Here is a 21,247-nt window from a genome sequence, read left to right as displayed (position 1 = left end):
GCGCCGCGGACTCCCGCAGCATGTGCAGCACCAAGACCGCGGAGGTCTGCGGCTCGCGACACCGCCATTACTAAGAGTGCTGACAGGAAAGAAGTCGGCTTGTAAAGGGCGATGGTTTGTGAATCTTGAGGCCGATCTTGATGCAGATCTGCTCCGGCACCGGAGGTTATTTCGCCTCATCGTTATGCAGTGGCAGACCACTGCTGTTGAGGTTTCCCCACGGACAAAGGCAGAGCCCATGGTCAAGCGAGCCCTCGCAATCGTCGCCCTCTCCCTCGCCACATTACTCGGATTAACACTTCCTGCATACGCGGTTACGCTGGAGCAAAAGCTCGCCGCACTTTCCAGCTTCAGCCAGCCCACCACTGCCAGCGCCAACAGCTGGCGGGCCGCCTGGCAGAACCAGGGCGCCTGGGCTGCCTACGGTTTCGACTGGTCGACCGACCTGTGTTCCGCCAGCCCCGACCAGCCGCTCGGCTTCGATTTCAGAATGCCGTGCCGCCGCCATGACTTCGGTTACCGCAACTACAAGGCCGTGAGCCAGTTCCCGGCGAACAAGTCGCGTATCGACGACGCGTTCTACTTCGACATGAAGCAGGTCTGTGCGGGGTATTCCACCATCCCCCGGGGCACCTGCAACGGCATCGCCTGGAGCTATTACCAGGCTGTCAAGCAATTCGGCGCCCTCAATGTCACCGAAGCGCAGATCGAGCGGATCCGCCAGACCTCCGAGCAGGCAGCACAACCCGCCGAGATGTGACCCGAAGCTATCTTCTCGTCACCCGAGGATCCGACGGGAGGCATTGGCTGGTTCCCCAGTACGGCGACATTCTACTCCCTGAGGATTCACAGCAGAGGGGCATCCAAGTCCGCAACCAGTGGAAAGACGCTGTTGTGCGCCAGTTGCCCGGCACCTTGAAAGAAGGCATGACTTATGCGCCTTCCTGGCAATAACTTGACGTAGCGCTTAATTGGGACGAATTGCAGAATTGAATATGTCAGCTCTCCCAAGTGGTTGATGGCATTTCGCAGGCAATTCGACTAAGGCGTGATAGCGGGGTGGCTGGGCACGCCAAATCGCGCTCAGCCACCCCGCCGTATGCCGTCAGGCCGTCCGTCTGCGCTGCCGGGTTCGCGCCTGCGATAGTCGGGTGCGTGGTCACGCCGACGATGTGCGGGCGGCGGCTACCGTGCTCGACGAAGGTCAGAACGTAGATCCGCCGCAGCGTCGCTGTGTCCATGGCGAGAAAGTCGCACGCCACCCTCGTTCCCAATGTCTTCCCGGTATTCTCGGCAGCCAGCCGCAACATGAACGTTCTAGCAGGTCAGAGAAACGGAGAGCTCTTGATGAGGGGTTGATTCCTAAACCTGGTGTCGTAGGTTCGATTCCTACGGGGGCACCTCTTGACCAGGCAAAACGCCGTTTGACCTGCGCCGCCTCGGGCGTAGGTTCGCCTTTCGGCGAGGACAGGAATTGCTGGAAGTGCTCAGTACATGAGTTAAGCTGTCGCGCAGGCACCAAACCCGAGAGTTGAAGCCGTGGCCAAACGTTCCGCAGTGTTATGGACGACCGCCATTCTCCTGTCCGCCGTGCCGTGTGCGGCCGTGGTTTCACCGGACGTGCATGTTCACCTGTGCGCCAATTTGATTGGACCCGAAACTCCCGCTCTGGGCATCTCGTTCGCCGTCATGGCGAACCTTCTGCCTCTTGTCCTGCTGGCGCTCGCCCTGGCCGGGCGAAAGAAGACGTTACGGCAAGGCCGACTACTCGCCTGGCTGGGAGCCGCAGCCACTCTCACAACAGCGGCCTGCTACGCATTTTCCTCTGCGCTCTTCTTCTCCTACTGTCCGGAAGGGTCCCTGGCACCCTGGTTCGCTATGACGTTGTATGTCACAAGCGCGACGCTTCTCTTTCTCTCGGAGACCCGGGCGGATCAGCGGCACATGAAGGCGGCGTGAAAGGCGAGAACGTCAGACCGGCCGGTTGGCGTCGGGGATGACATATCTTTCGTGCGGACTGTTCAGCCATTCGTCGCACGCTCGGTCGTTACGGCCGAGAAACCGACTCTCCGATTCCTGTTACGGACGTGGCCTTGTGGCGGGCAGGCCCAACAGGGGTCGGGTTCGGGTGTCTCCCCAGATTGAGGATGCGTCGATGTAGGGCTTGAGTAGTTCGGTCAGTTCTTGGTCGCCTTGGTTGGCGATCTCGTTTGAGGTGATTTTTCGGGCTATTCCGGCTAGGAAGTCGGCGACCTGGATTCGGGTGTCCCGGCGGGAGTCGGCCAGGCGGAGGCTGATCAGGCGGGTTCCTGAGGGCCGGGGCGGGTGGTCGAACAGGGTCCTGAGCTGAGTTATCCGGTCCTCCGTCAGGGCGGTCTGCTCGTCGTGAACGATGGAGATGAGCTTGCCGCCTTGCCCCCAGCGGCGCACCGCTTGGGTGATGGCGGGGATCAGGGGGTCCAAGATCGGGGTTCTCGGAGGTTCGTGGATTCTGGACAGATATGCGGTTACCTGCGGCCTGGCCTCGTAAAGCGAATTCATGATCTTAGCGGGGAGGCCGTCTGTTTCGGTACGAAGGGTGTCGGCCAAGGCGAAGAACGAGTCGGTGGAGGTCTTCGCTCGGATGAGGTCGTTGAACGACTGCAGGAATGCGTTCCAACGGTCTCGGCCGAAGGCGGTTTCGCCGCCGCCGTACAGTGTGGCCGCCATATCGTGAGCGGGTTCGGGTTCCTCATCGAGCAGGTCGACCAGCTTGGTTATGACGAAGAACTTCTTGTCGGTCAGGTAGACGCTGGCGTTTCCGTGGATCGGGCCGCCGGGGGCAAGGAGCCATTTGAGGACCGGGCGGTGTTTCTCGCGGAGGAAATGGGTTGCCTTGTATTCCTCGGCCGGGGAGCGAATCCGGTCGCGGGCTTCCCGGATGCAGGCCGCCGCCGACTCCATGGGCAGGTGGACGCTGGCGTGGGCGAACACGCCGGTGTTCCCGCCGATGAGCTTCTCACCCTCCGAACCGGACTCGTCGCAGGCGATCTCGACGAGCCGGTCCGTGTGATCATCTTGCGGCATGTGATCCGTCCCCTGGAACGGCGGCGTGAACTGATCACAGATTACTTATTCGTCCTTTCGTCCGGAATTCTGCACCCCGCGCCCAGTACGGAACCCGGCCCAGATCCGAGCCGGGTCCCTCACCCCACCAGCCCGAGCCGCCGCCTCAACCGACGTCGACCGGCACTGTGTCGTCGGGTTCCGTCACCGTCTCGTCGGGTTCCGCCACGCTGTCGTCGGGTTCCTCCTCCGTGACCGGCGGCAAAGCCGCGCAGTACCGCCCGCAGCCGCCGAAGCGCTCGGAATCCATCGGCGTGAAGGCGGTGGGCTCAACCCCCCGCAACGCGGCGATCATGGTGTCTCGCCAGATCGGGCCGGGAACGGTGGCCCCGAACACGGCGCCGTAGTACCTCCCGCCGATGGTGACATTGTTGAGCTTGTGCGCGATGGCCCCCCGAGGGTCGCCGATGCTCACCGCCCCGGCCAGATCCGGGGTGAACCCGGCGAACCACGCGCTGGACTGGTCGTCGTTGGTGCCGGTCTTCCCGGCCGCGGCCCGGCCGATCCCGCCGACGGAGCGCATCGTCCCCTGGGTGAACACCCCCGACAGAATGTCCGCCGTGGCGTCGGCGACCTCCGGCTCCAGCGCCTGGCGGCACTTCGGCCGGTAGTCGGTCGACTTGCCGTCGCGGTCGGTGACCCGGGTGATGGCCAGGGGCGCGCAGTACGTCCCGCGCGCCCCGATGGCGGCGTACGCGTTGGCGACGGTGACCGGGTCCATCTCGTTGATGCCGAGGGTGAAGGTCTCGTACTCCCGGAGCTTCTCGCCGTCGGCGCGCTTGATGCCCAGCGACTGGGCGGTCTGCACGGTCTCGCACAACCCGACCCGGCGCTCCAGCTCCACGAAGAAGGTGTTGACCGAGCCCCAGGTGCCGGTCCGCAGCGTCTTGAAGCCGGGGGAGCCCTCGTCGTTGGTGACAGGGTGCGTCGGGTCGCCGACTCGGCCCCCCGCGCAATCGGTGAAGGCGGCGTAGTCCGGGGCGCGGTAGCTGTTGCCCACGGTGAAGCCGTCGTCGGCTTTCATGCCCTGCTTCAGCGCGGTGAGCAGGGTGAAGGTCTTGAACGTCGAGCCCGCCTGGAATCCGCCGATGCCTCCGTGGTCGTTGTCGGCCACGATGTTGTACGACATCTCGCGCCGGCGTGCGGAGTTTCCGTACTTCCGGCTGGCCGCCATGGCCTTGATCTTGCCGGTGCCGGGCTCGACCAGGGCCTGGGCGGCGACCGCGTCGTCGGTGGGGCCGACCCACGCGCCGATGCCCTGCTCGGCCGCGGCCTGCATCCGGGGGTCCAGCGTGGTCCTGATCGTCAGGCCGTCGCGTTTGAGCGACCGCTCCCGTAGCGTCCTCGTCTTGCCGAAGCTCGGGTCGTTGAGCACCTCGTTGTAGACGTACAGGCAGAAATAGGGGTACGGGCTGGTCGCGCACCCGCCGGGCTGCGGGACGCCCTTGTAGCCGAGTTTGGTGGCCTTGGCCTTGGCCGCTTTCGCCGTGGTGATCTTGCCGAGGTCGGCCATCCGGTCCAGCACGACGTTGCGCCGCTCCAGCAGCCGCGCCCGGTTCTCCCGGCCCCCCTCGGGATCGGTGCTGGCCGGCAACTGCACCGCCGCCGCCAGGGTGGCCGCCTGCGGCAGGTTCAGCCGGGCCGCCGAGACCCCGAAGAACCGTTTGGCCGCGGCCTGTACGCCGTTGGCCCCGGCGCCGAAGTAGGCGATGTTCAGGTACTTCTCCAGGATCTGATCCTTGGTGTACTTCTCCTCCACCGCCATCGCGTAGCGCAGCTCGTTGAGCTTGCGGCCGTAGCTGGCCTCCAGCGCCTTCTCCTGCTCCTCCCTGGAGGTGGCGGCGTTCAGCAGCACCTGCTTGACGTACTGCTGGGTGATGCTGGAACCGCCCTGGCTGACCCCGCCCGAGTGCAGGTTCGTGGCCAGCGCGCGCAGCGTGCCCTCCAGGTCGATCGCGCCGTGCTCGTAGAAGCGGGAGTCCTCGATCGAGATGATCGCGGTCTTCATCACCTCGGCCACCCGGTCGAGCGGGACGACTTCGCGGTACTGGTCGTAGAACTGGGCGATCCGCCTGCCCCGGGCGTCCAGGATCGTCGTCTTCTCCGCCAGCGGGGGTTCGATGAGCTCGGCGGGGTTGAGGTTCAGCTCGTCGGAGGCGGCCACGATCGCCGCTCCGGCGCCTCCCACGGCCGGGAGCCCGAGCCCGGCGGCCACCAGCCCGGCCGCCATCGCCGCTCCGGCCAGGCCCAGGACGCTTCTGCCCGCGGACGAGCGGGTCCTCCGCCGCCGCGGCCTTCTCCGGTCCGCCATCAGATTTCGCTCGTCAGTGGGAGCAGCGAGAATGTGGCGTGCTGAGTGGACATTGATCGGAACCTTCCCCTCAAGGATCAGATACGGCGGGAAGTCTCGCGCCACCGCCCAATGCCGTCAAAGACAGATATGGGGGGATCCATGCTGAAATGGCATAAAGTTCCCTTCATGGACCTCCTCGGCGCCTGGCGAGCGTTCGTCAACGTGAGTGAGCGGGGCAGCTTCACCGAGGGCGCGGCGGCCACGCGGGTGCCGCAGTCGGTCGCGAGCCGCCGGATCGCCGCCCTGGAGAAACATCTCGGCGAGCGGTTGTTCGACCGGTCGTCGCGCGGAGCGATGCTCACCCAGTTCGGCCGCGACATGCTTCCGTCGGCGAAGCGTCTGGTCCGGCTGGCCGACGACATGGAGCACGAGGCGGAGCAGGCCAGGCTCAATCCCCTCCGCCTCGCCGTTCCCGAGGTCTGCGCCGTACGCGACCTCGCCCGGCTCGCCGCGGAGGCCCGCCAGAACGGCGTCTACCTCGACTTCCTTGCCGCCCCACCGGCCGAGCGGGCGGAACTCGTCCGTTCTCGCGAGGTGCGCGCCGCCCTGGTGGCGGTCCCGCCCAGCGATGCGACCTGGTCGGTACGGCTCGGCCTTGCCGGCACCGCGGACCTCCCGGTGCGAACCGTCTACGTCGAGACCCTCCGCGCCGGTCGCGCCGCGCGGTCGTCGCGGCGGAGCCGGATCTGGATCCAGCCCGAGGACGACGTCCCCCACATCCGCGACCGGCTGTTCCGCGTCCGGGACGCCGTCGGTCTCCAGCCCGCGCAGGTCGGCGTCTCAGCCACGCTCACCGCCGCGACGGCGGAGGTCTTCGGTTTCGCGGACCTCCTGCTGTGCTCGCCGGGGCAGGCCCGGGAGCTGGGGTTGCACTGGCGTCCCCTCGGCGAGATCCCGCTTGTCCGCGGTTTCGACGTCGCCGCCGCCGTCGGGGACGACGCGGAGCGTATCCGGGACCGGCTGTGGCACGCGATCGCCCGCTGCCTCGGTGCGGGCGACCAGGACGGGGAGACGGCGTGAGCGCCCAGAGACTGATCCGCGAACTCCGGCTGACGCTCGACGACGCCGGGCTGCGCGGCTCCTTCCTGGTCCGGGACCTGCGCTCGGGCGACGAACTCGGCATCGAGCCGGACCTCGAGTTCCCGGTCGCCTCGCTCGTCAAGATCCCGCTCGCCGTCGCGACACTCGAACGTATCCGCAGGGGCGAGCTCGACGGCGCCACGCGCGTTCTGGTGCGACCCGGCGAGATCACCACGCCGGGGCCGACCGGGCTGAGCAAGTTCCGGCACCCGGCCGAGATCGCCGTCGACGACCTGCTCTACCTCAGTATGGCCGTGAGCGACAACACGGCGGCGGACGCGCTGTTCGGCCTTACCCCGCCGGCCGAGGTCTCGGCGATCCTGCTCGGTCTTGGACTGCGCGGCATCACGATGCGCCACACCATGCGGGAATTGGTCGAGACTCCGGTGGAACGCCTCGACCCCGCCGACAGCCACCTCGCCCACTTCCTCGCCATCGAAGCGGGTACGGCCGGGCGCGGCCACCGGGTTCCGCAGCTCGACGTGACCCGCGCGAACTCGGGAACCGCGCGCGCGTTCCTCGATCTCCTGCAGGCGCTGTGGACGCCGTCCCCGATCGACGCGGGCGTCGCCGAACGGGTGCGTACCCTCATGGGCGACAACGTCCTGCGGCATCGGCTGGCGCCCGATTTCAGCTCCGACGCGTCGAGGTGGTCGTCCAAGACCGGGACGCTGCTCAACCTCCGCCACGAGGTCGGCGTCGTCGAGCACGCCGACGGCCAGACCTTCGGGGTCGCCGTGCTCACCGAGTCGCGCGTCCCGGCCATCAGCCAGCCCGGGGCCGAGGCGCTCATGGCGCAGGTCGCCCGTACACTCCGCGATCAGCTACGGCACGGCAATGCCAGGTGACCCTCGGGGGGTCACCTGGCGTCCGAAGAACTCTTGGTGATCTAGGACGTGGGCGGGGCGGCCGGGACGTCCGTGGTGCAGGTCAGCGGGGCATCGTCGGGCACCAGACCCATACTGACCGCGACCCTGCTGGGGGAGTCGGGCTGGTAGCCGGGAGTCCTCATGCCAATGATCAGCTTGGTGCCCTGGGGCATCGCCGACGGCGTGATGACTATCGTGGGGATCCCGTTGTGCTGATTCTCCTGCGCGGGGTCCTTGCCGGCCTCGAGCTGCTTCTCCTGCTGGGCGTCCTCGCCGGTCGTGGGCTGCTTTTCCTCCTTGAGCTGCTGGCCGTCCGGCGTGGTCCCCGGCTGCCGCTCCTCCCGGACGACCTTCTTGAAGTCCGCTTCCAGATTCTGCGACGGGTCCGACGGCTCCGCACGAAGGCAGGCATCCCGGCTTTCCTGGTAAAAATCCTCGAACTCCAGATGCTCCACATCCCCTACACGCACAGCCACAGCGAGACACTTACGCCCTCCTACCGTCCCGCTCGCTGTGGGGCGCAAAGCACAACCGGCAGATCTGTCGGAGCCGCCTGAAAGGATCTTCTCGATGCCCCCTCGGTGAGGAGACCTTGATGGCCGCCGACGACTACGCCTGGTTCGACGATCACGACTCGGGCTTGGCCGAGTCGTTCTGCGTCACGTTCGTTCGTGGCCTGACCCCGCGGGAGGCGTTCGACCGGTTGGGTGTGGTCCCAGATTCCGAGGCCGACGACTCCTACGAGGAGGCGATCTGCGCCAGCGCGGTTGCCGGAGGAACCATCCTGATCGAGTTCAACGGGTTCGCCGGGACCAGCGACACGGTGGCGGGATTACTGTCGCCGGGGACAGTGACGGCGGCGGTGTTCGGCAACATCAACCTGGACCGCCAGTTCGTATATTCGGCCGACGGCCAGGTGGTGACCGAGTTCGAGCCCGACTTCCCCGGCTCCCGCTCGGGCACCGACCCCGACCGGCTCTTGGCACACATGGCCGCACTCGGCATGCCCACCGAAGATGTCGACGCCGGCGGTTGGGGCAATCCGATCCACACCGCCCTCGCACTGGCCGAGCGGGTGACCGGGGTACGGCTGACGCCCGAGGCCATCGACCATGCCACCCTCATCGGCTCGAGCAGCCATCTGGTCTGGGAGTAGCGCTCAGCCGTTGCGGGCCGGGACGCGGAAGACCTGGCGGCCGTGCCAGTCGATATGAGCTGCCTCGACCTCGTCCATACCGGACTGAGGTTGCCGAGCCGGTTGCCCCGCCAGGGACAGCACCATGTCGCGGGCGGCGGCCGTACGCCCGACGAAGCGTGCCGACACCGTGATCGTCCGGTCGGCGGTCAGGCCCAGCACGCCCTTGTCGAACAGCTTGTGATGGATGCTGCACAGGCAGAGCCCGTTGACCAGAGTGTCGGGTCCGTCGAAGGCCCACCAGCGCACATGAGCGGCATCGAGTCCGACCGCGACACCGTCCAGCCAGCCGTCGTAGGCGCAGAACGCGCAGCAGTACTCGTACGCCATCAGCACCCGCTCCCGGAAAGCCGGATCCCGTCGTACGGCGGCACCGCTCACGGTGGCCGTCGAGCCGGTGTCGAGGAGCTCCAGGTCCAGGCCGACCAGCAGGCGGAGATCGGCGTGGAGGGAGGGCGCGAAGTTCGCGTCCAGCAAGTAGCGAGCGATCCGCACCACCAGTTGCGGATCCTCGGACAGGTCGCGCGCCAGGTCCGGGTGCAGGCGTCCCACGGCCTGGGACGTGCGCAGGCGTCCCAGCTCGGGGCCTGGGCTGCCGGGACCGGTAGCGGTGTCCACCAGCCACAGCCCGTCGCTGGTCAGGTGATGGAACGGGTAGCCAGGGCTGGTGTCGCGGGCCGGGCCGTACTCCTTGAGCAGCCGTTTGAGCTCGGCCTCGGCGGCGCTGAAGGCGATGGGCTGGTTGCCGTGACGCTGGAACCGGCCCAGGACGTACAGCAGCAGGAGCGGCTTGTGCGGAGCGCGCTCGCCACCACGCGTCCAGCGCTTGATCCCGGCGATCCGCTCGATCCAGTCCACAACCGGAGTCTAGGACGATCTTCCGGAGGGTCGATGCGGTTGCCAAGACTCGGCGGCGGCCAAGTGGCCTCCTGGATACCCGAATGAAAACGGCAGGCGTTCGTGGTGGAATGCGTGGGACATGATGTGGCGGGGAATGCGGGTCAGGCTCGCGCGGAAGATGTTGCTCGCTGGTGTTGAGGCGCGGGTCAGGGCGGTCGAAGCCGGTGGTGATGCCGGTCTGGTGCTGGGGGCGGACGCGGTCGCCGAGGTGGCGGCTCTGTTGAGCCTGGTGGATGATCCGAGTCAGGATCTTCCGGTGGCTCGTGCGACCGGGATGGTGTACTGGTTGCGTTCCCGGGCGCTGCCCGAGGACGAGGCGGAGCTTGAGGCCGCGATGGTGTTGCTGACGCCCGTCCACGATGCCGATCCCGCGCTCGTGCCCGCGGAGATGCGGGAGTTCTACGAGAAGTCGTTCCGGCCGGACGCGGACGTCGATCTCGAATCTTGGGGTCGTGGGCTCGAACTGCTCGATCAGTACGAGACGTCCCTGGACGCCGCCGTGCTGCATGAGGCGGTGCGGTTGTTCCTGCATGCCGTACCAGACGATCATCCGCGGCGGCTCGCCATGCTGGGCGATCTCAAGGAGATCATGCTGGAGCTGTATGAGCGGCTGCGGGAGGTGGAGGCGCTCGCCCTGGCCGTCGAGGTCGGCCGGGAGCTCCTGGACGCGTCGCCCGAGGATGACCCCGATCTCCTGACCAGCCTGGGAATCGGCCTCAAGGAGCTGTCCAAGCAGACCGGAGACCTCGCCCAGCTGAAGGAGGCCGTCGACTTCGGCCGCCGAGCTGTCGCCGCGGCCGCGGCGGATGATCGCAACCGGGTCGTGTACCTGTCCAACCTCGGCTTCTACCTGCAGGCCCTGTTCGAGCGCACCAAGCAGATTCAGACGCTCTCCGAGGCCATCGACTTCGGCCGGCAGGCGGTCGAGCTGGCTCCGCCGGGCCATCTCGACCGGGCGCTCTGCCTGGCCAACCTCGCGGTCGCGCAGCGCCTGCTGTTCGAGGCCATCAAGGACAAGAACGTGCTGGCCGAAGCCGTCGAGCTCGGCCGTGAATCGGTCGCGATCACCGCCGCCACCGACCCCAACCGGGCCAGGTACCTGTCCAATCACGGGTACGCGCTGCGGATCTGGTCCGAGCAGGACGGCGACGAGGCGGCGCTGACCGAAGCCGTCGCGCTGGGCCGGGAGGCCGTGGCCCTCACGCCCGAGGACCACCCCAGCCGCGCCATGTACCTGTTCAATCTCGGCAGCGCCTTGTCCGCCCTGGGGGACCCGGAAGCTGTTGAGGTTTTCGCGGAGGCGGCCGACTCCGCGGGCTCCTCGGAGGGCATGCGGCTGATGGCCAACCGCCGGCTGGGCAGCGCCGCCATGCAGGCCGGCGCGTTCGAGACCGCGCTCGCCGCCTACGAGACGGCGCTTTCCCTGCTCACCCGGATCACCCCGCGCTCGCTGGCCCGCGCCGACCGGGAGTACGGTCTCAGCGAGGCGATGGGGCTGGCCGCGGAAGCCGCCTCCACCGCGATCGCGGCCGGGCGGCCGGAGCGGGCGCTTGAGCTGCTGGAACAAGGCCGGGGCGTGCTGCTGGGCGAGTTCATCGGCGCCCGCACCGACCTGGCCGAGCTGCGCGCCTTCGCGCCTGACCTGGCGCCGCCGTTCGAGCGGCTGCGGGAGGAACTCGAACTCGCCGACCACACCACGCTGACCGACGCGGTGGTGGAGTACGGCCAGCTGGACCTGCTCGGCCGGATCCTCACCGACGCCGGGCTGCTCACACCGGACTCGGAGGAGTCCGCGCAGGAGGTCGCCGTACGGCGGAGGCGATCCGCGCGGGACTGGGAGGACATGCTGGCGCGGATCCGCGCGCTGCCCGGCCTGGAGCGGTTCCTGCTGCCGCCGACCATCGACCAGCTTCGCGGGCAGGCCGGCGACGGGCCGATCGTCATGATCAACGTCAGCTGGCTGCGCTGCGACGCGCTCATCCTCACCGGCGACGCCGACCGGCCGGTCCGGGTCGTCGAACTCGGTACGCTCACGCCGCAGGACATGATCGACCAGGTCAGACGTTTCCTCGCCGCCACCGCCGCGGCCGGGGGCGGCTCGCTCCGGGAGCGGGTCGAAGCGCAGCGGGAGATCCACGCCGTGCTGGGCTGGCTCTGGGACCACATCGCCGAGCCGGTGCTGGCGGATCTCGGCATCACCGGCCCGCCGGATCCGGGGCAGGAGTGGCCGCGGGTGTGGTGGTGCCCGCAGCGGGAGCTGGCCTTCCTGCCGCTGCACGCCGCCGGGCACCACGACCGCGTGCCGCTGACCGTGCTGGATCGGGTCGTCTCCTCGTACACGCCGACGATCCGCGCGCTGCGTTATGCCCGCCACTCCGCGTCGGGAGAATCCGCCGACGCGTCCACGCTGATCGTCTGCATGTCCAGCACGCCGGAGGCCCCTGACCTGCCGGGCGCCCGGACCGAAGCCCTGCGCCTGGCGCGGCTGCTGCCGGGTTCCCTCGTCCTGGACGGTCCCGAAGCCACGTACGACGCGGTGACCGCCGCCCTGTCCGAGCATGCCATCGTGCATCTGGCCTGCCACGGGGTCAGCGACTGGGACACCCCGGCCGCGAGCAGGCTCCTGCTGCACGACCACCGCACCCTGCCCCTCACCGTGAGCGCCATCTCGTTGCTGCGGCTGAACCGGGCTCGCCTGGCGTACCTGTCGGCGTGCAGCACGACGGCGAGCAACCAGCGCCTCGCCGACGAAGCCGTGCACATCACGGCGGCGTTCCAGCTGGCCGGATACCCGCACGTCATCGGCACGCTATGGCCGATCAACGACAGGATCGCCGCACAGGTCGCCGCGGACGTCTACGACCGGCTCACCGACCACGGGACCACCACACCGGACACCGGCCAGTCCGCCCTCGCCCTGCACCTGGCCACCCGCCGCCTCCGCGACACCGCCTCCGCGAGCCCCGGGCTCTGGGCAGCCCACATCCACAGCGGCATTTGACGCCAGTTCAGGGCCTTCCATCGCCAGCCTGGCACCCTCCTCATCGGCGAATTCCGCCCACGCCAGTGCGATCGCGATGGACCAGAACAACATCCAACGCCGACGGGTCAAAACGGGGCGGGAGAGCATGACAGCCCTTCTCACGCGGTGGAGGTGACGGCTTAACCGCGCTTCGCGTACACCGCCTTCAGCTTGGCGGCGGCCTTCTTGGCGATGGCGACCGTCTGCGGCCACTCGTCTTCGGTCTGAATCGAGACGCGCTGGACAACCGCCAAGGCCGACCGGTAGCGGATGAAGACCACGTCAAAGGTGGCCGCCGTGCTGTCGGGATGCTCGGTGAAACGGAAGGCGGAGGTCGTCTGGCCCAGGTTGGGGACGGCCTTCCTGACGATCTTGGTGCGGTCGGTGGCGCTCTTGGGGCGGAGGCCGTGGCAGTACCGGCCGATGGCTTTCGCTCCGTTGGCGATCGAGTTCAGGAAGGTCGGAGTGCCCGTGACGACGGCATGGGAGACCGCGGTGACCGTCTCCTCGTTGCGAAAGGTAATGGTAGTCACCGGACGGCCCCGGACCGCTTTGTCGTAGGCCTTCAGGGCCTTGTTGCAGGCCGCAGTGGGGTACGTGGCTTTCAAGGGGATGACGAGCGAATACCTCGCCTTCTTGGCCTCGTACCCAGCACCGATCTGGCTCGTGCTCAGGAGAGCGGCCTTGATCTCCGCCGTATTGAGGGGTGGGATCGGGGCCGCTGCGGCCGGCGCGGTTAAACAGATGGCAGTGAGGGCGGCAACGACCGGCCCCAAGATCAGACGCTTAATCATGAAACGCGACATTAGTGATCACAACCAGACAAGTCCAACCAAGACATTGACCACGCCCCCGAGCGGCATTCGACCACCTTGCGCCGCTCGTGGACGGTGCCGAACTCGAAAAGACGCTGTACGAAGCGGTATCGGCTCGCCGCCGACTGGCCGTTCGAGAAGATCGAGTACGCCCCACGCTGACCCCGAGCGCCGCTACTCGTAGAGGATGAGGAGATGCGCGCACGACCGATCACGACAGAACGCCTCATCGAGGACCTTGCCGACCGGATCGCCGCGTACCCCCGCCAGGAGTGGGTCCGGGTAGCCATAGACGGCGCCCCAGCCACCCATCCCGCCGACCTGGCCGATGCCCTGGTGGAGCCGCTGCGCACCCGCGGTCGCGAGACGCTGCGCGTCTCCTCCTGGGACTTTCTGCGTCCCGCCTCCTTGCGATTCGAATACGGCAAGCAGGACCCGGACGCGTACTACGACGACTGGCTCGACGTGAACGGCCTGACCCGCGAGGTTCTGGCCCCGCTGGACCCGGGCGGCTCCGGCAAGGTTCTGCCCACGCTGTGGGACCCGGTCAAGGACCGCGCCACCCGCGCGCCGTACACAGTGCTGCCGCCCGGCGCGGTCCTGCTCCTGGACGGAACACTGTTGCTGGGCCGCTGGCTGCCGCTGGACTTCACGGTTCACCTGCGGCTCTCGTCGGCGGCGCTGGAACGGCGGACAACCGACGCGTGGACGATTCCCGCCTTCCTGCGCTACGAGGAGGAGGTGGCGCCAGCGAACGTCGCCGATGTGGCGGTCAGCGTGGACCGGCCCCGGCACCCCGCGCTGATCGAAGAGGTGTGAAGGGCAGCATTCACCGCTGCTTCAACTGGAGGTCTCTCGCCGTCGATAAGTTCAGGCAGCGATAACCCTGAATGAACGAGAGGCACGCCGATGATCCGTCCCGCTCTCGCCGGTCTGGCTCTGGCCGCCGCGACGCTTGTCATCCCCGGTACGGCCACGGCCCAGCCTGCCCACAGCCCGGTCGTCGTCAAGGACGTGACCTTCCCGACCATGCCGCTGGGCGAACTCCAGCGGTCGATCCAGAACGACCGTGGCATCAACCTGGGCGGCGTCGGCAGCGGGCTCTTCCCGGCGGCCCGCCGGGGTGACTTCTGGATGGTCACCGACCGTGGCCCCAACGGCCAGCCGACCGTCAACGGCGAGAAGCGCCGCACCTTCCCCATCCCCGAGTTCGCGCCCGCGATCGTTCAGGTGGCGACCCGGTTCGGTGTGGAGATCAAGAAGTACATCCCGCTCGTCGGCCGTTCCGGCAAGCCGGTCACGGGCATTTCCAACCAGCAGGGCCATGACGAGCTTCCGTACACCTGGGACGGGCAGACCGCGCTGCCGTACAACCCGAGCGGTGTGGACACCGAGGACATCGTGCGGGCGCGGAACGGGGACTTCTGGCTGGTCGACGAGTACAGCCCGTCGCTGCTGCACGTCTCCGCCAGGGGCGTGGTGATCGCCCGGTACGTCCCCGCCGGGCTGAACCTGACCGGCGCCGACTACCCCGTCAAGCACGTGCTTCCCGGCATTCTGGCCACCCGTCCCCAGAACCGCGGGTTCGAGGGCCTGGCCATCAACGGCAACACGCTCTACCTCGCCGTGCAGAGCCCGCTCCAGAACCCCACCAAGGCCGTCGGCGACAAGTCGCGCGTCGCCCGCATCCTCACCTTCGACATCCGGCGCGGCCGGGTCACCGGCGAGTACGCCTACCGGTTCGAGGATGTCACCACCTTCGACCCGAAGGTCAACGGCGACCAGAGCCAGATGAAGATCTCCGGCCTGGCCCACATCGGCGGCGACCGCCTGCTCGTCGACGAGCGCACCGACAACGTCGCCCGGATCTACCAGATCAACCTGGCCAAGGCCAAGAACCTCCTCGGCGGCCGCTACGACAGGGCGGACACCACTCCGTCCCTGGAAGCGCTCTCCGACCTTTCCGCGGTCAAGCCCGCCCCCAAATCCCTCGTTGTCGACCTCTCCGTGGTGGCCCCCACCCTCCCCGGCAAGGTCGAGGGCATCGCCCTGCTCGACCCCCGCACCCTGGTGGTCGTCAACGACAACGACTTCGGCCTGGGCGAGTTCGGCACGGACGGCCGCCTGATCGACTCCGGGGTGAAGACCAGGATCGTCACCATCCGCCTCCCCAAGTCCCTGTACTGAACTCGGGGGGCCCACACGCTTGGCTGACTGTATTGACTTCGACTGTCATAAATGAAAAGTTTCTTTACTGAGAGCGCTCTCACGCCTCGTCCGTCCCCCTACCCTCAAGAGGACCAGTCGTGAGAATAACCGTGTTGACCAGCGCGGTCGTGCTGGCTTTCGCGTTCGCCGTGCCCGCGGCGAGCGCGGTCGCCGAGTCGGGACCGAGCCCCACTCCTGGGCAGGACGCGCTGCAGAGAGATCTCGGCCTGTCGGAACCCCAGGCCCGAGTACGGCAAGCGCACGAAGCCGGAGCCTCCGTCGTGGAGCGGCAGCTCCGGTCCCGCCTGGGCGACCGGTTCGGCGGCGCCTGGTTCGGGGTCGCCGAAGGCCGCCTCAAGGTCGGCGTGCTCAACGACCAGGACGCCCAGCTCGTCCGCGCGGCGGGCGGCGCCCCCGTCCAGGTCGCGCGGAGCGAGAAGCAGCTCGCCGAAGCCAAGGCCACGCTTGACGGGTCCTTCAAGGCGGCGGGCAAGGGCGTGCACACCTGGCATGTCGACGTGGCCACCAACACCATCGTGGTGACGGCGGCCGACCGTGAATCGGGGGAGCGGTTCGTCAAGGCCGCCGGTCTGGACGCGGCCACCGCCCGGGTGACGATCGGCCAAGCCCCGCAACCCCTGTACGACATCCGCGGCGGCGACCAGTACGTCATCAACGGCAACACCCTCTGCTCCATCGGCTTCTCGGTCAACAACGGCGGCTTCGTCACCGCCGGACACTGCGGCGGCACCGGCAGCCCCACGCTCGGCTACAACAACGTCAGCCAGGGCACCTTCGCCGGATCCTCCTTCCCCGGCAACGACTACGCCTGGGTACGCACCAACGGCAACTGGACCCCACGCCCGTGGGTGAACAACTACAGCGGCGGCAACGTCAACGTCGCCGGTTCCCAGGAGGCCGTCGTCGGCGCGTCGATCTGCCGGTCCGGGCGGACCACCGGCTGGCGCTGCGGGGTCATCCAGGCCAAGAACGTCACCGTGAGCTACTCGGGCCAGCTCGTGCACGGCCTCACCCAGACCACCGCCTGCGCGGAACCGGGGGACTCGGGCGGCGCGTGGATCTCGGGCAACCAGGCTCAGGGCGTCACGTCCGGCGGCTCCGGCAACTGCTCGTCCGGCGGCACCACGTTCTACCAGCCGGTCAACGAGATCCTCGGCGCGTACGGGCTGACCCTGACCACCTCAGGCGGCGGCGGGACGAGCCGCCTGATCGGGTGGCAGAACAAGTGCATCGACGTGCCGAACTCCAACGGCGTGGACGGGCAGCGGCTGCAGCTGTGGGACTGCAACGGCACCAACGCCCAGAACTGGACCTTCCCGGGTGACGGCACGATACGCGCCTTCGGGCTCTGCATGGACGTGGCCTGGGGTTCCACCGCCAACGGCGCCGCGATCCAGCTGGCCACCTGCAGTGGCAACCCGGCCCAGCAGTTCGTTCTCACCGGGGCGGGCGACCTGGTCAACCCGCAGTCGAACAAGTGCGTGGACGTCACCGGCTGGGGTGGCACCGGCACGCCGCTCCAGCAGTGGGACTGTTCGGGCGGCGCCAACCAGAAGTGGCGGCGCGGCTGACCGGAAACCCCGGCGGGTCACGGCGAACTAGACAAGCGACCCGATAAGCCCGGTTGTGGGCGGTGTCCGCCCCAACCGGGTTTCCCGCCGTCCGAGCGCGGGTCAGCTCACCTGGGCGGAGAGCCGGTCGAACAGGGCCAGGGCCGCCTGGCGGACGTCTTCGGGGGAGATGCCCGCCAGCGCGGTTCTGGCCTGGTCGGCGTCCCGGGTGGTGGCGCAGGTGATGGCCACCGAGGCCGCGGCGGCGTGCTCGAGGGTGCCGGCGGGCTCGTTGTCGGCCAGAGCGCGGGCGCTGTCGGCGAGGTCAAGATTGTCGATCGTCAACGTGGCTCCTTGAGGTCGCGGCGGGGTGGGCCACTGACCGTACCAGGTGACTCCGATCGGGTGGGTGACCACCGCACCGCTCAACGGGCCGTATCGTGCGGGCGTCCGAAAACAGCCGTCCTAAAGGGCGGCCGCCGCGCGGGCGGGGGAGGCGGTGTTGTTGAGGAGGAATTCCTCGATCACGAGCGTGGCCGCGCCGAGGGCGACCGCGTCGGGGCCGAGGCGGCCGAGGACGATGGAGGCCGTGGAGAAGGGCTGGGTGAGGCAGTTCTCGGCGGCGGCCTTCTTGATTTTGGTCAGCAGGTGGTGGCCGAGGGTGAGGCCCGCCCAGCCGCCGACGACGATGCGCTCGGGGTTGAAGAGGTTGATCAGGTTGGCCAGGCCCGCGCCCAGGTACTCCACCGTCTCGTCGATCACCGGCGACCCCGAGCGCACGAGCTCGGCCAGCTGAGCCTGCTCGGTGGCCGTGTCCAGGGGCAGCCCGGCACGCTCCAAAATCGCCTCCGCCCCGATGTACGCCTCCAGGCATCCCCGCCCGCCGCACCGGCACGTCCGCCCGCCGAGCGCGATCTTCGTGTGCCCCCACTCACCGGCGCTGCTGTTGGCCCCCCGATAGGTGACCCCGTCGGTGATGATGCTCGCCCCCACACCGGACCCGATCAACGCGATGACCGCGTTCCGCGACCCTCGCCCGGCGCCGAACCAGAGCTCCGCCTGCCCCATCGTCTTCGCGCCGTTGTCGACGTACAGCGGAAGGGAGGTCCCCTCACGCAGCAGCGCGCCCAGCGGCACCGAGTCCCACCCGAAGGTCTGGGCGTGGATCAGCGCGTCGGGCCCGCTCTCGACGATGCCGGGCACGCCGATGCCGATGCCGAGGACCTGCTCGGGGGCGACCCCGCTGTCGGCCAGCACGGCCTCGATGCCCGCCAGGATGTGCCGGACCACCAGCTCGACCTCGTGCCCGCCGGGCCGCAGCGCGAACTCCGCCTTGGCCTTCTCGTTCATGTCGAGGTCGAACAGCTCCACCCGGACGTGCGTCTCGCCGACGTCGACGCCGATCGCGTAGCCGTACACCGGGTTGACCCGCAGCAGCACCCGGGGCCGGCCGCCGTCGGAGTCGACCAGGCCGGCCTCCACGATGACGTTGTCGGAGAGCAGGTCTCCGGTCACGTTGCTGACCGTCGCGGCGCTCAGTCCGGTCAGCGCGGTGAGCTCGTGGCGGCTGGTGGGCCCCACGAAGTAGAGCGCGCGCAGGAGCACCGCCCGGTTCCCCTTCCGGAGGTCGCGTACCGTCCTGCGCTCGGGCCTTGCCATGATCTTCCTCCCCCATGTCTGGGCCCACGTTAGCTCAGGCTTTGAAATAAGTCATCTGGCGTCTTCACCTGGTATGAGGAGATCTAATGGTGACTTTTTTCAAGATATATACTATGTATTAGGGCAATCTTGAGAATGCGTTGATCCACGACGAAACGGAGTGAGCGTGACCATCGAGGTCCGCGACGGGGTGACCGTCATCGAAGGCGAGCCCGAGGCGCTCGTCACCGCCGACTATCCCTACTACCGGGACGACCCGGCGGTGTGGGCCGACCGGCTGCGCGCGATCCGGGACGATCTCGGCATCCATGTGATCAGCTGCTACCTGCCCTGGCGCCACCATCAGCCCACCCCCGACGGCCCGCCGGACTTCTCCGGGCAGACCCATCCCAGCCGGGACGTGGTCGGATTCCTCTCCCTGTGCCATGAGCTCGGGCTGCGGGTCGTCGCCAAGCCCGGCCCGTTCATCCACGCCGAGACCAACTACGGCGGCCTGCCCGACTGGGTCTGCCCGCGCACCAACCCGGCCATCGAGCCGCTGCTGGACGCGCGCGGCGAGGCGTCCGCCTGGCTGGGCGAGCCGCTGCCCGCGCCGCTCGGGCCGGTGTTCGACCCGCTGGTGACGCAGTGGCTGGCCGCCACCGGCAAGGAGGTGCTGGAGGCGGCGACCTGGCCGGAGGGCCCGGTCATCCTCATGCAGATCGCCAACGAGGGCATCTTCACCAGCGGCGCGCTGCCGCTGTCCGCCTACGACTACAGCGCCTCGGGCCTCGGCTTCTTCCGGTCCCGCCTGCAGGCCTGGTACGGCACCCCGCAGGAGTACAACCGCGTCCACGGCACCGCGATAGCGGACTGGCAGGAGATCCAGCCGCCCCGCGAGTGGCGCGCGCCCGCGCGTTCGGAGGAGCAGCAGGGCTACGCCGACTGGGGGCGGTTTCACGCCGAGTACCTGGCCGAGGTCTACCACCGCTGGGCGGCCGCGGTGAACTGCCGGGTGCCGGTGGTGGTCAACCTGAACCCGCCCGCCGAGCACCACCACTCCTTCGACGACTGGCTGGCCCGGGTCCGCCCCGAGCTCTGGGACGGCATCCACTACGGCTTCACCAACTGGATGGGCGTCGTCTCCGCCAACCCCGACTCCCAGGCCAGATACGTGCTGGCCGCCAAGCGCGCCCCGGGCCCCAACCTGGAGGAGAACTGGGGCTTCTCCGAGCTGTACGACCCGGCCTACGCCGACGCCACGACCAGCTTCCACCAGTCCCTGCTGGCGATGGCGGCGGGCGCGACCGGGTTCAACGTGTACACGGGCGTCGGCACCTCCGGCTGGCTGGAGGGCCTGGACTCGGTGCACGACTCCCCGTATCCGGATTCGGCCCCCATCGCCGAGGACGGCACGGTCACCCCGAAGGCCCACGCGGTGCGCTCCCTGGCCGACTTCCTCGCCCAGCACGGCGCCGAGTTCCTGGAATGCGTGCCGGAGACCAGCGCGAGCTACGGCCTCTACCTGCCCTACGCGGGCATCGCGGCCTGGTCGGGACCGGGGGACGGCCCCCAGCTGGGCCGCTCGCTGCGCGCCTTTCACGACCGGATGCGCGCGGCCGGCCGCGACTACCAGGTCGTGGAGCTCGAAAGCGCGACCGATCTGTCCGCGCACCCGCGCCTCACCGTGCCCGGCGGCGCTTTCATGCACCGCCAGGTGCAGCGCCTGCTGGCCGCCCACATCGAAGCGGGCAACCAGGTGGAGGTCGACGGCCCGGCCCCGGCCCTGGACGAGTTCCTCCGCCCCTGCCGCATCCTCGCCGAAGCCCTCACCGGCGCCTCCTGCGATCTCCCGGAGCCGCGCGTCAGGGTGGTGGACGGCCACGCGGACGCCTTCCTCCGTACCCACCCGGACCTGGACGTCTCCTACCTGACCGTGCTCACCATGAGCGACCACGAGGGGGCCGTCCTGGTCGAGCTCGACGGCCGCCCGATCGAGCTCATCACCGCGCGCGGCGGGGCGGCCATCGTCAGGCTGGTGGGCGGCGAGCTCGACGACTTCCTGGTCAAGGGCATGAACGGCTACCTCGACTCGGCCGTCCCCGCGGGCGTCAAGGTCGGCGCCGAGATCCTCATCGCCGACCACCCCGCCGATCTCGACCGGATCGGCGGCGAGTTCCGCATCAGGTGAGCTTCAGACGAGCGGCGAGCGCCGCGCGGGAAGGGATGCCGAGTTTGGCCAGGATGTTGGTCATGTGGTACTCGACGGTCTTCACGCTCAGCATCATCTCTCTGGCGATCTGCTTGTTGCCCAGGCCCGCCACCGCGAGCCTGGCCACCACGTTCTCCTGAGCGGTGAGGCCTTCGTGCCGGTCCCCGGACGTCACCACCGGCGACCGGCCGCAGGCCGTCAGCTCCTGCGCGCACCGCTCCAGGAAGGGGAGCGCCCGCAGCTCCGCGAAGAGGGTGTGCGCGACGGTCAGGTGGGCGG

Annotated in this window: 18 protein-coding genes; 10 read left to right on the top strand and 8 right to left on the bottom strand. The window is 68.5% G+C overall.

All coding sequences use genetic code 11. The features are described from left to right. Together Amac_RS51745 and Amac_RS51740 are read left to right on the top strand one after the other, a co-directional pair. Positions 1–760 (top strand): phospholipase (locus Amac_RS51745; protein ID WP_246269244.1); only part of this gene is annotated, 760 nt, incomplete at its 5' end. Between the two features lie 779 nt (positions 761–1,539). Next, complete coding sequence (locus Amac_RS51740; protein ID WP_155361787.1) at positions 1,540–1,959, top strand: hypothetical protein; 420 nt, start codon at positions 1,540–1,542, stop codon at positions 1,957–1,959. 120 nt (positions 1,960–2,079) lie between these two features. Here the strand turns inward: Amac_RS51740 and Amac_RS51735 are convergent, their stop codons facing one another. Then, entirely contained in the window at positions 2,080–3,066 is a 987-nt protein-coding gene (locus Amac_RS51735) for a DUF3800 domain-containing protein (protein WP_155361786.1), read from the bottom strand. Between the two features lie 145 nt (positions 3,067–3,211). After that, the gene (locus Amac_RS51730) at positions 3,212–5,416 is read right to left on the bottom strand and encodes a transglycosylase domain-containing protein (RefSeq protein ID WP_155361785.1); all 2,205 of its coding nucleotides are present in this window, start codon (positions 5,414–5,416) and stop codon (positions 3,212–3,214) included. A 168-nt stretch (positions 5,417–5,584) separates the two neighbouring features. Here Amac_RS51730 and Amac_RS51725 point away from each other — a divergent pair, with 168 nt between their 5' ends. Together Amac_RS51725 and Amac_RS51720 are read left to right on the top strand one after the other, a co-directional pair. Beyond that, on the top strand, positions 5,585–6,478 hold the full coding sequence (locus Amac_RS51725; protein ID WP_155361784.1) for a LysR family transcriptional regulator: 894 nt from the start codon (positions 5,585–5,587) through the stop codon (positions 6,476–6,478). Continuing rightward, entirely contained in the window at positions 6,475–7,386 is a 912-nt protein-coding gene (locus Amac_RS51720) for a serine hydrolase (RefSeq protein ID WP_155361783.1), read from the top strand. Before Amac_RS51725 ends, Amac_RS51720 begins: the two co-directional genes overlap by 4 nt. A 41-nt stretch (positions 7,387–7,427) precedes the next feature. On the opposite strand, the gene Amac_RS51715 is transcribed toward Amac_RS51720, so the two are convergent. After that, positions 7,428–7,883: a hypothetical protein gene (locus tag Amac_RS51715; RefSeq protein ID WP_155361782.1), complete on the bottom strand. Its 456-nt coding sequence runs from the start codon at positions 7,881–7,883 to the stop codon at positions 7,428–7,430. 119 nt (positions 7,884–8,002) lie between these two features. Between Amac_RS51715 and Amac_RS51710 the strand changes: the two genes are divergently transcribed. Further along, positions 8,003–8,563, top strand: a complete 561-nt coding sequence (locus tag Amac_RS51710) for a DUF6461 domain-containing protein (RefSeq protein ID WP_155361781.1) — start codon at positions 8,003–8,005, stop codon at positions 8,561–8,563. 3 nt (positions 8,564–8,566) lie between these two features. On the opposite strand, the gene Amac_RS51705 is transcribed toward Amac_RS51710, so the two are convergent. Further along, positions 8,567–9,460, bottom strand: a complete 894-nt coding sequence (locus Amac_RS51705; protein WP_155361780.1) for a phosphorothioated DNA-binding restriction endonuclease — start codon at positions 9,458–9,460, stop codon at positions 8,567–8,569. A gap of 136 nt (positions 9,461–9,596) precedes the next feature. Here Amac_RS51705 and Amac_RS51700 point away from each other — a divergent pair, with 136 nt between their 5' ends. Further along, positions 9,597–12,503, top strand: coding sequence for a CHAT domain-containing protein (locus tag Amac_RS51700; RefSeq protein ID WP_170323081.1), 2,907 nt, complete (start codon positions 9,597–9,599; stop codon positions 12,501–12,503). Between the two features lie 161 nt (positions 12,504–12,664). Here Amac_RS51700 and Amac_RS51695 read toward each other — a convergent pair whose 3' ends face one another. Then, a complete protein-coding gene (locus Amac_RS51695; RefSeq protein WP_155361778.1) occupies positions 12,665–13,330 on the bottom strand; it encodes a hypothetical protein in 666 nt (221 codons plus the stop codon). A gap of 204 nt (positions 13,331–13,534) precedes the next feature. Here Amac_RS51695 and Amac_RS51690 point away from each other — a divergent pair, with 204 nt between their 5' ends. The 3 genes from Amac_RS51690 (at position 13,535) to Amac_RS51680 (ending at position 17,139) form a co-directional block, all read left to right on the top strand. Continuing rightward, positions 13,535–14,158: a nucleoside/nucleotide kinase family protein gene (locus tag Amac_RS51690; RefSeq protein ID WP_155361777.1), complete on the top strand. Its 624-nt coding sequence runs from the start codon at positions 13,535–13,537 to the stop codon at positions 14,156–14,158. Positions 14,159–14,248: 90 nt separating this feature from the next. Beyond that, positions 14,249–15,526 carry an esterase-like activity of phytase family protein gene (locus Amac_RS51685; protein WP_155361776.1) on the top strand — a complete coding sequence of 426 codons (1,278 nt, stop codon included), beginning with the start codon at positions 14,249–14,251 and terminating at the stop codon, positions 15,524–15,526. 119 nt (positions 15,527–15,645) lie between these two features. After that, positions 15,646–17,139, top strand: a complete 1,494-nt coding sequence (locus Amac_RS51680) for a ricin-type beta-trefoil lectin domain protein (RefSeq protein ID WP_155361775.1) — start codon at positions 15,646–15,648, stop codon at positions 17,137–17,139. A 102-nt stretch (positions 17,140–17,241) separates the two neighbouring features. Here the strand turns inward: Amac_RS51680 and Amac_RS51675 are convergent, their stop codons facing one another. Next, on the bottom strand, positions 17,242–17,463 hold the full coding sequence (locus Amac_RS51675; RefSeq protein ID WP_155361774.1) for a hypothetical protein: 222 nt from the start codon (positions 17,461–17,463) through the stop codon (positions 17,242–17,244). Between the two features lie 120 nt (positions 17,464–17,583). Next, on the bottom strand, positions 17,584–18,777 hold the full coding sequence (locus Amac_RS51670) for an ROK family protein (protein ID WP_155361773.1): 1,194 nt from the start codon (positions 18,775–18,777) through the stop codon (positions 17,584–17,586). A 166-nt stretch (positions 18,778–18,943) separates the two neighbouring features. Here Amac_RS51670 and Amac_RS51665 point away from each other — a divergent pair, with 166 nt between their 5' ends. Continuing rightward, positions 18,944–20,947: a beta-galactosidase gene (locus tag Amac_RS51665; RefSeq protein ID WP_170323080.1), complete on the top strand. Its 2,004-nt coding sequence runs from the start codon at positions 18,944–18,946 to the stop codon at positions 20,945–20,947. Here Amac_RS51665 and Amac_RS51660 read toward each other — a convergent pair. Beyond that, positions 20,940–21,247, bottom strand: a 308-nt coding sequence (locus tag Amac_RS51660; RefSeq protein ID WP_218041781.1) for a response regulator transcription factor, incomplete at its 5' end; no start/stop codon positions are given. The genes Amac_RS51665 and Amac_RS51660 overlap by 8 nt on opposite strands.

It is taken from the genome of Acrocarpospora macrocephala (assembly GCF_009687865.1).
Lineage (GTDB): Bacteria > Actinomycetota > Actinomycetes > Streptosporangiales > Streptosporangiaceae > Acrocarpospora > Acrocarpospora macrocephala.
This window is presented reverse-complemented; position numbering and strand designations above follow the sequence as displayed.

What these genes read in the sequence shown, in the direction of transcription:
- Amac_RS51735 (WP_155361786.1), bottom strand. Translation starts at nt 3,066, where the DNA reads ATGCCGCAAGATGATCACACGGACCGGCTCGTCGAGATCGCCTGCGAC.
- Amac_RS51730 (WP_155361785.1), bottom strand. Translation starts at nt 5,416, where the DNA reads ATGGCGGACCGGAGAAGGCCGCGGCGGCGGAGGACCCGCTCGTCCGCG.
- Amac_RS51725 (WP_155361784.1), top strand. Translation starts at nt 5,585, where the DNA reads ATGGACCTCCTCGGCGCCTGGCGAGCGTTCGTCAACGTGAGTGAGCGG.
- Amac_RS51710 (WP_155361781.1), top strand. Translation starts at nt 8,003, where the DNA reads ATGGCCGCCGACGACTACGCCTGGTTCGACGATCACGACTCGGGCTTG.
- Amac_RS51700 (WP_170323081.1), top strand. Translation starts at nt 9,597, where the DNA reads ATGCGGGTCAGGCTCGCGCGGAAGATGTTGCTCGCTGGTGTTGAGGCG.
- Amac_RS51695 (WP_155361778.1), bottom strand. Translation starts at nt 13,330, where the DNA reads ATGTCGCGTTTCATGATTAAGCGTCTGATCTTGGGGCCGGTCGTTGCC.
- Amac_RS51690 (WP_155361777.1), top strand. Translation starts at nt 13,535, where the DNA reads ATGCGCGCACGACCGATCACGACAGAACGCCTCATCGAGGACCTTGCC.
- Amac_RS51685 (WP_155361776.1), top strand. Translation starts at nt 14,249, where the DNA reads ATGATCCGTCCCGCTCTCGCCGGTCTGGCTCTGGCCGCCGCGACGCTT.
- Amac_RS51670 (WP_155361773.1), bottom strand. Translation starts at nt 18,777, where the DNA reads ATGGCAAGGCCCGAGCGCAGGACGGTACGCGACCTCCGGAAGGGGAAC.